The sequence below is a fragment of the Bacteroides sp. L10-4 genome, from assembly GCF_013373675.1.
In the GTDB taxonomy this organism is placed as follows: domain Bacteria; phylum Bacteroidota; class Bacteroidia; order Bacteroidales; family Bacteroidaceae; genus Bacteroides; species Bacteroides muris.
This window is the reverse complement of sequence record NZ_JABXJH010000049.1, coordinates 1-14,732: the sequence shown is the minus strand read 5'-3', so window position 1 is coordinate 14,732 and position 14,732 is coordinate 1. Positions and strand designations below refer to the sequence as shown.

At 47.9% G+C, this 14,732-nt stretch carries 8 protein-coding genes; all 8 read right to left on the bottom strand.

The window, feature by feature from the left end:
* Positions 1-34: 34 nt before the first annotated feature.
* The gene (locus HU824_RS14955) at positions 35-5,944 is read right to left on the bottom strand and encodes an alpha-2-macroglobulin family protein (RefSeq protein WP_176469246.1); all 5,910 of its coding nucleotides are present in this window, start codon (positions 5,942-5,944) and stop codon (positions 35-37) included.
* 645 nt (positions 5,945-6,589) lie between these two features.
* Positions 6,590-8,047 (bottom strand): aminoacyl-histidine dipeptidase, encoded by a 1,458-nt coding sequence (locus HU824_RS14950; RefSeq protein WP_176469245.1) that lies wholly within the window; start codon positions 8,045-8,047, stop codon positions 6,590-6,592.
* Between the two features lie 142 nt (positions 8,048-8,189).
* Positions 8,190-9,104 carry an Rpn family recombination-promoting nuclease/putative transposase gene (locus HU824_RS14945; RefSeq protein WP_255260535.1) on the bottom strand — a complete coding sequence of 305 codons (915 nt, stop codon included), beginning with the start codon at positions 9,102-9,104 and terminating at the stop codon, positions 8,190-8,192.
* 255 nt (positions 9,105-9,359) lie between these two features.
* Positions 9,360-11,321: an outer membrane beta-barrel protein gene (locus HU824_RS14940; protein ID WP_176469244.1), complete on the bottom strand. Its 1,962-nt coding sequence runs from the start codon at positions 11,319-11,321 to the stop codon at positions 9,360-9,362.
* 11 nt (positions 11,322-11,332) lie between these two features.
* Positions 11,333-11,686, bottom strand: coding sequence for a carboxypeptidase-like regulatory domain-containing protein (locus HU824_RS14935; protein WP_136009858.1), 354 nt, complete (start codon positions 11,684-11,686; stop codon positions 11,333-11,335).
* A gap of 49 nt (positions 11,687-11,735) precedes the next feature.
* Entirely contained in the window at positions 11,736-14,069 is a 2,334-nt protein-coding gene (locus HU824_RS14930; protein ID WP_176469243.1) for a carboxypeptidase regulatory-like domain-containing protein, read from the bottom strand.
* Between the two features lie 15 nt (positions 14,070-14,084).
* Positions 14,085-14,387, bottom strand: coding sequence for an SPASM domain-containing protein (locus HU824_RS14925; protein ID WP_176469242.1), 303 nt, complete (start codon positions 14,385-14,387; stop codon positions 14,085-14,087).
* 127 nt (positions 14,388-14,514) lie between these two features.
* Positions 14,515-14,732 (bottom strand): hypothetical protein (locus HU824_RS19555; RefSeq protein ID WP_217994212.1); only part of this gene is annotated, 218 nt, incomplete at its 5' end.

The following is a 14,732-nucleotide window of genomic DNA, read 5'->3' as shown; positions in this document are numbered from 1 at the left end:
GGAAGTTGTGTGAAGACATATTTACACCTTAACACTAATCACACTGATTGACCACGATATCACCTCCCGCCGAATGCGAGGCATACTCCGGAGCATATGCACACTGTATAGTGGCCAGCCCCGTTTCGTATGTTCCGCCACGGGATATGCGATAACTGTGCTCCAAGACATAAACGCCTTTGCCCAAATGGTCGAAGAAAAAATTGGTTGCGGCATCTTCCACTTCTGCATAATAACCGAGGCCATTACTCCAACGATAACCGGAAAGCGAACCTATAGGTTCAAAGCAGGCACCCCGCTGGTCTTTCAACTGAACAAAATCCATAGCACGGTCTAAGCGAATAGTCAAACGGGCCACCACCTTATCACCGACAGACAACCGGGTTCCTTCTGCAACCGGCTGCAAGGACTTGCTGCCTCCGGCCGATATACGTTCCACATAAAGTTTCTTCTCTACATTCAATTCACAGCCCTGCTGCTTTACATCGGATATGGGTGACAGATACTGAGCATAAACAGCTCCCCAGGCAATGCCTGCATCCCGTTTCTCTACTGTGACGGTTTTAGCTTTCAGCTCCGGACTTCCTTGGGCGAAGGTTTCCTTGACATAACCCAGTCCCGGGATTGCCGTCTTTGCAGGCGACAATGTTTCCACAACTTTATCACCTAACGTAATACGTACGTCTCCCCGGCTTTCCAGCAGATTAGTGCCCTGACAAAGCAATGCATAAACAGCATCAGCCGTTGCAACCGGAGAATTCCAGCCGGCAGTCTGCTTCTGTTTCAGCAGCCAGAGCTTCATTTCCTCCACCAAAGCATCGTTGCCACCTGCCATGCGCAAAGCTTCCATTACTTCCACGTGGGCAGGGATGGGAAGCATACCCCAGTTGTATGGATTTGCATGGAAAGCAAAGTATGCGCCCATTTCATCCGTTTGTACCAGATGTTCCTTGAGGGAAGCAATGAATTCATTCGCCTCGGCTGTACGCCCTGCAGCTTTCAGAATGATGGCAGACTGTGCCTTGCTACTCATTGTTCCATCTTTAAGATTGGCACCTACTTTTGATAGGAAATAGCGGTAAGCCGCTTGATTGTCTACCGGCACTTGTTCGCCGCTAAGGGCTATCAGATACAGATATGTCATTGCCGATTCGGAATTGGCAGTAATTCTGGCGCCATTTTTTTCGGCCTTACGGATATTGCGATACTCTTCCAAAGCCTGCCGGTTCAAATAGCCGAAAGCTTTCTGCCGCATGGCGGCAACTTCTTCAGGCAGTTCATTCTTCGTCAGCAAAGGAAGACGAACAAGCAATCCTGTAATATAGCCGGTTATATAGCGACTGCCGGACATTCCTTTATACCAGCTCCATCCACCGTCTTCACCCTGCAATTCTTTCAATTTGGTAAAAGCGGAAAGATTGCGGTTATTCAGTTGGTTGATATCGAACAGCATGGCAATACGTGCCTGCTGTTCAGCCTCAGTAGTAGCTTCCAATACCCACGGAGACTCGCTGAGCAGGATATTCTTCACACCCTGATTCTTCTCCAACCGGCTGAGGAAGGTTTCTTTCGTGCCACCGGCAGTCTGCCAACTGTCAAATACAGTCTTAATCCGTGGCTGGCTGTTGGCAATGAAGCCCGCCAGACTATTGGCATACCAAGCGGTAGCCCAAGAAATGGCATTATCATTGCCAGGCAGGCTCAATGCCGGCAAAGCCTGCACGGCATACCAAGCCGGATTCCCGGTGAATTCCACAGTCAGACGACGGTCTGTTGCTGTACGGCTATTACGATTGAAAAGACTGTCTAATGAGAACGTACGGGTCTCCTCGCCGCGGATAGGCATAGCAAGCGTTTCCGTAATATACTCCTTATTGCTTAATACGGGCAACAGATGCTGCTCTCCATCGCTGAACGTACCTCCATCGGCAACCATACGAACACCAAGCAAGTCATAGCGGTCGGACACTTCAAAATGGAAGTTGACGGCAGTATTTCTTCCCGCTTCTACCGAGAATTTCCGGTGCTGGGTAGCAATAACTTTCTCCGTCATAGGGTCGAACAACGTCAATACTGCCGTTCCTTTCATCGCTTTACCCGTCAGATTGGCTATTGTTCCTACTATCTGCGTTTTATCTCCAACGCGGACAAACCGAGGCATATTCGGAGTCAGCATAAACTCCTTGGCAGTTACAACGGAAGCATCCAACATCCCGGTTAGCATATCCTTGGTATGCGAGTAGCCACGGAAATTCCAACAAGTCAGGCTCTGCGGCATCGTAAAGGAAAACGCAAGCTCCCCTTGTTCGTTGGTACGGAGTTGAGGATAAAAAAAGGCTGTTTCGGCAAAGTTGACGCGAAGTCCCTCAATAGGTTGCAAGGCCTCGCCAACCGGTATCATTTCCGATTCAAAAACAACATCTTCCACTGCGTCTTCCGCTACTTGCGCAGGAGCATATTTCACCTCAACAGCATTCCCGGATTCTTTTTTGGCAGCAAGCATCGGTTGGTTGGCACCTTGTATTCTAAAATTACCGGTCAATGAGCTATTCCGGGTAGTCCCATATCCTACAACACTTACTTCTTCCAAAAGTGCAGTTTCTTCTACCATCACTATCTGCATCCTTCCATCCATATAAGGAGAACAGAAGCGGTCGAACGACCACACCGGAACCCTCCAAGCCTTCAACGGGAAATAAATGGAGAAGCGATTGCTATTATAACGGCTCGCACCACGGAATGCTCCATACAGATTATCCGGATAGAAGACCCGTAGTATCTGGTCACTCTTATAAATCTTATCCAGTGAAGCGTCGTACATCGTAGCCAATATCTCAGCCGCAGCAGGCATGCCTTGAGGCGTCTTTATGACGAGCTTCCATTCTTCCTCCTGTCCGGGACGCAAACGGTCACGGAACACTTCCCATTTCATGTCAAGAGCACGTTCCGGCTGCCGCTTCTTCAATTCAACCTGATGACTGTACATCTCACCATCTTTCACAAAACTGAAAAGAATGACGACTCCCTTGCCATATGCTTCCTTATAAGGGAATTCCATACGGATAATGGTATCATCCAACCGCAACACACGGCTTTCAACGCGTTTTCTATCACAAAATACATCCATCAGCACGTATGCGTCCCGATAAGAAGTTCCCAAAAGGAAAGCGGCAGGATGCTGTTCGTCAAATTGTTCATTTTCTTTATAATAGAAGAAATCGGTAAACGTAGCCGGACGTTTGTCACTCTTTGAAAAGAGCATGAAAGCATCACCGCCATAATCTCCATTGTTTTCTTCACGGCTTAAGCTGTCACGCACGGAAAGCTCCAGACGATAACTGCCTGAAGGCAGTTTACCCCAAGCAGAGAAATCCTGAAGTCGACCGGGCGTGAAAACACCTTCCAATACAGGTTGTTTCGAATCAACTCCCATCTTTCTATCATTCTTCACCCTATCTTGCTCTACAAATGAATAAAGCCGATAGTGGCCTTCAATGTCTTGAGAAACATCCATCATATTATTCACCCCAAAAGTGAAGAACATGCTATCTTCCTTGCAGACATATCGGGGCAGGCGGACATCAAAGGAATATGCCTTAGGACCTGCCAACAAGTTATACGAAGCAGTTTGCGTCTCACCGGCCTCATCCGTTACCACAGCCTCCACATGATAGGTGTACACGCCCCCGTAACTGTTTGTATCACCGGCCGGAACATCCAAAGTCAAGGGTATGGAAAAATCCCCGTTGACATCCAACTGTATGGTGTCAGACAGTAACGGTTTATCAGCATTGCTCCAATAACCGAGTCTCGGATTCCGGCGGGTCACCGTATATGCCAATGGCACTTCCTGCACCATCATGCCATTGAAAGCCTTGACATTTCCTTTCAGCACCACCTTGTCGCCCAGCCGGTATGCTTCCGAAACCGGAGTGAAAGCAATCTCGAACATAGGTCGCTTGTACTCCTCTACCCTAAAAGCAACGGTAGACTGAGGCTCTTTGGTCCGTATGCTGAACATGCCATTCAGGCAAGCAGTCGGAAGTACAAACTCCGTAGCAAAAGAGCCGAAATCATTGGTCCTCACTTTCCTGGTGGCAAGTTCCTTGCGGTTGACATCCAACAAGACAAGCTCATAATCCACCCCTTGCAGTATATGGGCACTATCACTGTTCTGTTTGTAGGCTATTCCTTTTACATGAACAGTCTGCCCGGGGCGATAAAGCGAACGGTCTGTCAGCAATGTCATCTGCCTCCAATCAGCATCCTGAATACCGTAATAAGGATGATTCATATAAATGTTCTGCGGCTTCATGGCTGTATCTCCGCCTTTACGCGCCACATAGCTTCGGATTCCGTCCTGCCAAGGCAACACAGCTCTCCCCCCAGTATCAGTCAATACCTCTGCCATCACTTTTCTGTTCTTCTCATCGTATGAAGAATAGAAACTTACCTTGGCATCGGCAACCGGCTGTCCGCTACAGGCATCCAATGTAACCACTTCCATACGGCCGTCACCCAAATCCAATGTCAGCACCTTGAAGCGGGTAGATACCAAAAACTTATCATCCGTACGGGCTGTTTCCGTATCGGGTACTATTTGAAAAATATAGACTCCCGTTTCCTGAGGCATCATGAACTTGAACACAGTGTCCGAGGCAAGATAAGGAACATCTTCAGGCAATTTATCCTTGCCTGGCAACGGCTTTAAGCCAAAATGCGTGGAAGAAAGCTTCCGGGCATACTTTCTATAAGTATCTTTATTTATACCATGGTCTATCCAAGGTACCTCACCTAAAGTTGTGGCATATAGGTTGAGAGTGAAGCCCCCGACATTCCGATAATGCAGCCTCATATCCACCGAATCACCGGGATAACCGCTTTCATTCATACTTAGAATGAGTTCAGGCTGTAAAATCTGTTCACGGATATTCTTCAACTCATTGATACGCTTATAGGCAGGATAGCGCTTCAAGCCTTCTTCACAGACTTTTAGAGCCTCATCAGCGCGTTTCGGTTCCAAACGGCGTAGGTAGTTGGCTTTATGAATGTAAACCTCGGCACAAACTTCTCGTGAGCCGTATTCCTTTATCAATTTATCCAACACCTCAAGATACTCCCGCTCAGCCTTTTCCTGACGCATTCGGAAAGTGGAATAAGGCTGCCGACTGATACCACCGGCCAGCTTCCAGCTCCAATAATCAAGAGAACAGAGCAACAGGGCATCTTCTGAACCGGCACGGTGGCGATAAGCATTCATCATACCCTGATAGATTCTTTCGATACGGATCTGTACCAAAGAATCCACATTGAAACCATCCAGTTGCCGATAAGCATCCACGGCACGGCTCACCAATAAATGGTACATATCGTGCCCATAGAACCGGCTGCCGTCTTCCAACACCACAAAAGGTACATATTTTTCCGCAGATGTATCGAGCAAGCGGATGGAGTCCTGCAAGGATGCACAGTTATACCTATCTATCTTGTCTACAAACTGACTGATACTCCACTCACGGATATCTTCCAGAACCTCGTCAACATCCAGCAGAGTACGCGACAGCAAGACACGGCGATTCTTCCGCATCAAACCAGCATATTCATATGCCAACAAAGAGTGCAGAATAGCCTTGTTCACCGGATTCCTCTCCGATTGCGCCCAAGATTCCATATATTTCAGACTGGAGTAAAGGCTGTCCGGAGTCACCCCCTTTTGATAAGTCTCCCTGCAAATGTAGGCTTTCAACATTTGCGGAGCATTCTGCTCCTGCCTGCCTTTCCGATAGATTTCATCAGCCAGTTTTATCACTGTTTGAGGCAGGCTTTTCTTTTGAGCCTGCTCCACCTGCTTCCACCACTTATCATACGTCTGCGCATACGATGCCGAAGTGCCCAATGTAACCAGCAGCAACAATATGCTACAGGTTCTTTGAATTACTCTCATAATTATTCGTTTGTTAGTCTTTGTATTAATAACAAAGGAAGTGAATAAAGTTCAAAAAAATGTACTTTCGGATATAAAAAATCTTATTCTGCTCCTACAAAAAACAAGGGATATGTTTCGAAAACATATCCCTTGTTCTATACTTGAATGTTAGCGTACTCACATTTGAAGGCTATAATACCTCATTGCCTCCATCCAATTCTTACCAGCTACGGCAAGAATGTGCTTAAATGAATTTGCAATCTTCTTTTTCATAATCTTAAAAAATTAAACCAATACCTCAAAACTAAAATTCAATACTTCAAAAGGGGAAAATACTTAAAGCATTACGTAACCCCAAATGTTCTTATCGGCCTCACCGACATGCTTAAAAAAACTCTTTAACATTTTCATTTTGTTATCCTCCTAAAATCAATCTTGTTATCCTTTAAAAAAACTACTAGTTTTCTATTGTTTTCATGTTTTACAACACAAAAATAAGACCTTTGTTCAAGACGGCAAGTAATAAATTAGAGAAAAACATGTTTCATAACACATTTATTGATTTAAGTCAATTTTCAGGGAGAAAGGAGACAAACCATCGCAGACAAAAAAGGCAGGATGCTTATAAAACACCCTGCCCTTATTCATTATATAAAGTATTCTCTACTTTTCAGGAGTCTGTTCCAGCGTAGCCACCAAGAAATCATAGAACTTGGCAACAGTAGGAATCAACGCACGCTCATCCGGTGAATGAGGAGAACGCAAAGTAGGACCGAAAGAAATCATATCAAGTCCCGGACAAGCAGCACCGATGATGCCACATTCCAAACCGGCATGAATCACCTTCACCGCGGGTTCCACACCAAATTGCTGCTTATAGGACACCTTCATGGCATGCAGGATGGGAGAATCCACATTGGGCTGCCAACCTGAATAGCTGCCGCTCAACTCCACCTTCATACCTGCCATGGCGAAACAAGATGTCAAGCTGTCGGCCAGAAAATCCTTCATCGTGTCGCAAGAGCTGCGAGCCAGAATCTTGATGGCCACCTTACCGCCGTCAATGGTCACAATGGCCAAGTTAGATGAAGTCTCCACCGTATCGGGCACGGTAGGTATCATGCGCATCACACCGTTCTGACAAGCCATCAAGACATTAATCATGTTGTCCTGAATCTCTTCCGGCACAATGGCGGCAGGAAGTTCCACCTCCTCTATCTGCAACAGAATGCCACTTTCGATGGAAACATATTCTTCGTTGAGCTGCGCCTCGTATTCCTTGATATACTCTTCCAGCCCCTCTGTGTCTTCGGGGTTGAACACCAATACGGCATGTGCTTCACGAGGGATAGCATTACGCATATTTCCACCCTCGAAATTAGCCAACTGCGAGTCGAACTCAATCAGCAGGTCGTGAACGATACGCGCCAGCAGCTTATTGGCATTGCCGCGTCCTTGGTTTATTTCCAGTCCTGAGTGACCGCCGCGCAATCCTTTTAGCGTAATCTTGCGTGCCGTCAGGTCGGCAGCAGGAGTTTCTTCCTTGTATTCCAGCGTAGCCGTGATGTCAATACCACCGGCACAACCGATATAGAGTTCGCCCTCGTCCTCAGAATCAAGGTTCAGCAGAATCTGCCCTTGCATAGTTCCGGGTTTCAGGCCGAACGCGCCATACATTCCCGTTTCTTCATCTTTGGTAATCAAAGCTTCCAGCGGGCCATGCTTCAAATTACCGTCTTCGAGCACCGCCATGATGGCAGCCACTCCCAAGCCATTGTCCGCTCCCAGCGTGGTTCCTTTGGCTTTCACCCAATCGCCGTCAATATAGGTTTCGATGGGGTCTTCGGTAAAGTTGTGTATGGTATCGTTGTTTTTCTGAGGCACCATGTCCATGTGTGCCTGCAAAATAACTCCTTTGCGGTTCTCCATGCCCGGAGTGGCAGGCTTACGGATAATTACATTGCCGGCTTCGTCGACAAATGATTCCAGACCCAACCCTTTTCCAAAGTCAATAAGAAATTCGGTAATTTTTTCCATATACCCTGACGGACGAGGAATCCGAGTCAGTGAATAAAAGTGCTTCCATACATTCTGTGGAGCTAATTGTAGGATTGTATTCATAATATCAAGAATTAATTTTCGCAAATATAGCGTTTATCTTCCAAATCACGAAGCGGAACGAACTCCGTTTTGAAAAGTTCTCCTCATGACATCCTGCCAATATCCGGCAAGACACCCGCATTTACCGCTTCGCAAAAAAACATCACAACCGGGCAATCTCTTCGGTAGTCAGCTTGGTAGCTTGGATGATGGCTTCCGGAGCCAGCCCCATGGCTTTGAGGTTGCGGGCTATTTCCAGACTGCGTTTCCGGAAGCCTTCGGCGATACCTTCAGCACGACCCTCAGCACGACCTTCCGCTCTGCCTTCCATCAATCCTTCCAACTTGGCAGAATCGAGCACATCGTTTTGTATCATGATGGCACTAAGATGTTCGTCGTAGGCATTACGGTCTTGTGCGGACATGGAGTAATATTTCAGCTTTTCGCGAGCTTCCCCCAAGCCGGGAGCATTCGTGTCGGAACGGATGATTCCGTTTTTAAGATACTCCATCCACTCTTCCAGCGGGGTGGTGGCTACTTCGTTGAACTGGTTGACACGGATAAGGATATACTCGGGAAATATCTCGGACGGCATACGGGTGACAATGGCATCTTTCTCCTTAGTGCTGATGCGCAACTGGTCTTTGGTGTGCACACCGATAAAGGTGTTCTGACCGTGATACAGATAGTCGTCACCCTGACCGATGTCGAAGTAGAGGATGCTGATGGAGTAGATTTTCTTCACCTGATAATAACGTTCTCCCAAGGAGATGTGCTCGGTGATGGCCTTCACCACGCCATAAAGAATGCGCTCCAGGTAGTATAATTCGCGGGTGTTCTGAATCTCGATGATGATGATTTCACCCTTGCTGTTCTTGGCTTTGATGTCTACCCGGTTGAACTTGTCATCGGCAGCCTGCTGGTTACCCTCGCTCTCCAGTATCTCGTCGACGGTCACTTTCTCGCCAAGGAAGACGGTGAGGAATCCTTCCAATACATCGAAATTGGCTTTCTGACGGAGCAGGCGCTTGATGGCCCAGTCGAAACGAATGTACTTGTCTTGCATTTCTTCGGACATGGCTGTGAAGTTTTATTGAGTTTCTATTTGTACACAAAAATAAGAGATAGTTGACACATTTACAAAGAAAAAGCAGAAAAAAGGATGAGGCAGGCACTGAATCTCTAAGTGAGACCGGTAGTTTTTAATGATTCCATCTACGGTATGCAGAACAGCAGTATTTGTTTGGCACCGGGGAATCCTGCCCTTCCCCGGTGCCAAACAAACTGGAATAAAGATATACAAAGAAACCTGTCGTTCAGAAGACAAAGTCGGTCACATACGGCTCTTCTGCGAATCACCCGCACCCGTGCCCTTGTATTTGCTCTTTGCAGCATTTAGCTTATAACGGACTGTTAAACTGACACATCGGCTGTTGGGGGCGTTGAACATCCGAATGGTACGCACTTTGCCGGAATATAGCATCCCGTTCTGCTTTTGCGTATCAAAAATATCATCAGCCTGCAGCAGGAAACTCAACCGACCTTTCAGAATTGCCTTGTATAAACTGGCATTCATCATCCAGGTGTCGTCCATCAAACGGGTGTTCTGCATTTCTCCGGTACTCATCCATCGTACACCCACACTCAACTGAAAGTCACCGGGCAAATTCAGGCTGTTCTCCCAATTCAGCATCACCAGCGGATTGTCCAGCCGGACAGTTCCTCCTGGAGCTTCCAACTCCATCCATTGCTTGTTGATACTGACCGTCCACGCAGGCGACCAGATGCCGATAGAAGGAGAAGCCGTTGCAGAAGCAAACAACATATCGTATGCCTGTGCATTCTTCTGGCTCACCAAAGCGATAATAGGTTCATCGTCCGAGTAGGGTTCACTCGTATTGAAAATATCATCTTTCACATGCTGATAGCCTAATTGTCCCGTCAGCCAACGCCAGGATACGCCCAAACCGACCGAATGGGTCAACACGGGGCGAAGCAATGGGTTGCCTCCCTCGTAAGTATATTGATTGATATAAGACACCTGACTGCTCAGCTGTGAATAAAAAGACCGACGAATTTCCGACCGGTATTGCAACATAAACCGCGTACTTCCGACCGGAAGAAGCAGCGTGGCCGAAGGAAACAAATTGTGGTACACCTTGCTTTGGTCGGATCTCCGTTCTCGATTGACGTAATAATTAAAGTCATCATACTCGTAGCGTATCCCCACCTGTGCATTGACTTTTCCCAACTGTCGGCTAAACTCCGCAAAAGCCGAAGCATTGTTCACCCTGATTTTATCCAGATTATCTTCAAGGATACCTTCATTATTCCGGTAGTCCATAGTCCGGTTTATATGACCGTATTCCGCTCCCAATACCAAACTTCCTCCCCACACAGGGCGAGTCCACGTCATCTTGGCAGCATAAAACCGATAATCCGTATCACTGGCAGTAGTCACAGTGCGTCGGGACACCTCTTTGGCAGCATCCGCAGTCTGTTCTTCAACCTTGGTTTCAGCCTCTGCCGACTGCCAAATGGCATTTCCGTCAAAATCGACACTCCAACCACCAACTTTTCCCCTATAATAAAAATCGAGTGCATGACGCATATTCTCCGAGCTCCCCCGAGAATCGTTCACAGACGACTCATAAGGCATATCATCCCGGACAACATCCGTACCCACTGTCATATAATCTCTGGCATAGGGACGCTTCGTAGTCCGATAGGTCACACCCAGCGAATGATTGTCATCCAGCACATAATTCATTCCAAGACTACCCGTCAACGAATGTGTTCGACTGTTGGCATCCGTCCGGCTCTCCTGAGTCCAATGTTTGTCCAAATAAGTGTCCTGAACCGCCTGATGAGCCTTCCAATAATAACTGTCTGAATAGAACAACAGTCCGAAGAGGTCGAACTTCCCCTTACGGTAATTGAAGTTGAATTGCTCCAGCCATCCCGCCTTCTTGGTATATTCGGCTTTGGTACGGCTGTTAAAACCAAAACCCTCACCCTGCGCCTTCTTGGTCTGGATGCGTATCACCGCCTTCACCGATGCATCATAACGTGCACCGGGATTCGTCACCACTTCTACGTTCCGGATGTTCCCGCTGGCCAATTGATCCAGTTCCGAGGCATCGCGCACCTTCCGCCCATTGATATAAACCTCCGGAGTTCCCCTGCCCAACACTTTCAGTCCATCGCCATCGTCCACCACGCCGGGTGTCTTGCGCAGAACGTCGTTCGCTGTACCGGCACTTGCCAAGCTGCTGTTCTGCACCTGTGTCACCATAGCGTCACCCTTCAGGCTCGTCTTGGGCAGATGGCCTTCACTACAACCTCATCCAGTAGCCGGGTGTCGGCTTCCAGTATCAAGTCCAAGGTATCTCCAGCCTTGCACCCCCGATACAAAGTGGCATAACCTACGCTCGACACTTTCAACAAGCCTTTATGTTCTTGCACCGACAGACGGAAATTACCATCCGCACCACTCACCGCACCCGTCACGAAGGCCGAGTCGGGCAACGAAAACAATACGATGTTGGCAAATTCCACCGGACTTCCTTGCCGGTCCGTCACTTTGCCTGTCAGAGTCTGTCCTGCCGCCATGGTTGCGGCAAAAAGAAACAGAAATAAAAATGAGAGTCTGTTATTCATATATTTTTTATAATAGTTATTCTCAATGGGAACCGTATAATGAGCTAACCTACATTGCAATCCCCGTATCCCGGTCGGCATTGTTCATCGTCTTGTCGCCTGCCTGATGCTTGCGCCCACTGCTGAACTTCCACGACAGCGTAAAGTAAAGCATACGCGCATTGTCGTCTATATACGTCCAACTCTTGGATTGGTGCAGTTTATTCAGCAGTTTGTAGCCTCCCGTCCGGCTGGTCGAGCTGAATGGATAAAGCATCCCCACTCCTGCGTTCCAGTCCTTCCACTGATAAGAACACTGCATGGTACCGGTTTCCTCTCCATAATTCAGAGTTTCGCCGAAAAGCGAACGGTAGCGGTTTCCCATTTCGCCATAGAAGGTAAAACCCTTGTAGTTCAGCGACACGCTACCGCCCGCATACCACGCCGTGTAGTCGTGCGCATACTCCCTGCCGCGGCTTTCAAACCGGTTCACACCGCCATAAAGGCTGACCGAAAGCAAGTCCGGCACCACCGTCACGCCCACGTAGCATTGTCCGTTCAGTTGCGAGAATCGCTTCTGGTTGTCCTGGCTGTATTCGAAGAGGTAACTTCCGTCGGGCTGCGCCACGCACGCCACCTGCTGCATAATGGGATTCTTTTGATGAAGGTAACTTCCCTGTAGTTGCGCATTCACTATTCCGTTCCCCCAAGAGAGCCTCAGGCGATTGTTGTATGAACGGTAAGGGGTCAATCCGGGATTTCCCCGGTTTACTTCCAAGTCCGTCTTTTGCTGCCTGATGTCGCTCAATGCCGACAACGAAGGCAGCGTGGGATAAGTATTGAAAACATAACTCAAGTTTGCACCCTTGAATACCGGATACGCCACAGTCAACATAGGCCGGAAAGTGTAGAAAGTATACCCCTCACCCGTGCGGTCGAACGCCTCACGCGACATGCCCGCTCCCAAAGCATACTTCAACTTGGCCCATTTGCCCTGCAACTGCACATAACCGTAGAGGGTGGAGTTGTGCATGTTCACTGCCTCGTCCACTGCTCCCGTGTAGCGGTTGCTCGTATAAGCCTGCGTGTACTTCAACCCGGCAGAAAGAGCCACTTGGCTAAAGTCCTTCCGGTATCCCGCTTCCCCTATCAGCGAATAGCGTTTGCCCTTGGTGGCATAAGCATATTGCGACGAAGGCTCTCCTCCCATCTCGCCCGATTCACGATAATCGCGCTTGTAGTCCGAATAAAGGTATGTCCCCACCACGTTCATCGTCAGATGCTGATTGCGCGGCAAGAACAGCCGATAATACAAATCGAGCGAGGGAATCCGGCTGTAGTTCTCGGCCAGTGTCATGCTGTAAAGGTCGGGCTTTCCCGCCTCGCGGATTACCTCCCCCATGTCGTTGTGGGGATAGTCTTCAATCTCTTCCGTGAACAAAGCGTTGAACACATATTTATCCTGCTTCGTCAGGTTGTAGCTTGCCTCAATGGTGTGAGTGACATAGTTGAAGGCAGTAGGCACTTTCCCGAACACGCGATTGCGCTGCCCGCCATCGGGAAAGAAAAAGGTTTGGGTCTCGTCCACATAGCGTTCGTCATAATCGCGATAACTGATGTAATAATCAAGGCCGAACTCCGATAGTTTGTAGTTGGCACGCAGATACAAGTTGTCATTCCCGAAGCCTGTAGTCACGGCATTGATGGCGCTGAATCCGCCCATCACGCCCGCCTGCGGACGCTTCACCACATAGTTCACTACCGCTTCCGCATCCGTGTCGCCGTATCTCACGCCCGGATTGTCGATATACTCTACCCGTAATACCATCTCCGGCCGTAACGCCTGCACCTGTGCCACCGAGGCCTGGATGTCGTTGATGCGCAGTTGCACCGCTCCTCCACCCACGGTAGACACCTTCTGTTGCACGCCATCCACCTTCAGTCCGGGCAACTGCATGTGTGCCAGCAGTTCATACCCCGAAGAAGAGGCTTTTACTTGCCTTTGCGACGGAAGGATAATTTGTCTGTCTACCTTCTTCATCACATTCGATGCAGTGACCGTGACCCCCTGCAACGACACGGCATCCTCCACCAGCACAATCGTACCCACCTCCATCGGTTTCTCCACATTGTCCAAGCGGATGGTCTGTGGCACACATCCCATAAACGATACCTGCAACAGGTAGCTGTCGCCCACTTCCAATTGCCGCAAGGCAAACATTCCCCGGGAATCAGTCACGCACCCAGCAACAAACGTGGAGTCGATATGCCGCAAAGCTACGTTCACAGATGGCATCGGTTCTCCTTTTTCGTCCGACACCATACCCGAAATACGGATATTCTGCCCGTATAAGCTTGTCACGGCACAGATAATAAACAACAAGCAAAGTAAATTCTTCTTCATCTTCTATTCATTTAGTTATATATTTGCAAGAGTGCGGCGCCTTTCTATTTTCCGCAAAGTATCATTGTAATATTGCTTCACAAACATATCCACATCCGTATCCAAAAGTTCTTTTATGCAAAAATCCTTATTTTGAGCGACAGACTCATATTTGCGTCTGAAACAAGGACCTCCACATATAGGCAACAAATTACATTCCATACATTTGGTATCCTCCACATACGGTTTTAAGCTCAAATCATGCTGTATAGAATCTTCCCACACAATATCACCATTTTCACTCAAATACCCCAACGCATTCTTTTCATTATAATCCACCGCGGTACACTTAAATACCGCCACCTTCAACATTTTCCATCTCGTTCAAACTTAACATTTCTTCTGCAGCATTCTTCAAATTTGAAGCCAACTGCGCTTTTTCTTTTTCTTCCATGTTTTTTATCATTTAAATAATACAACAAAATGATAACGCTGATACGTTACCTAATTCTGACTGCAAATGTAAATCGTGGGAGTCCGACAAAACCAGACTGGTTGTATTTTTCCCGAAAATACAGCTATAAGATAGGAATAATTTAGGAATAAGCAACTTGCGCACTTTTTGCCACAAGTGAGGTAATGACTTGGCAACGGTCATAAATTCTGCGATGTGCAGTACATTGC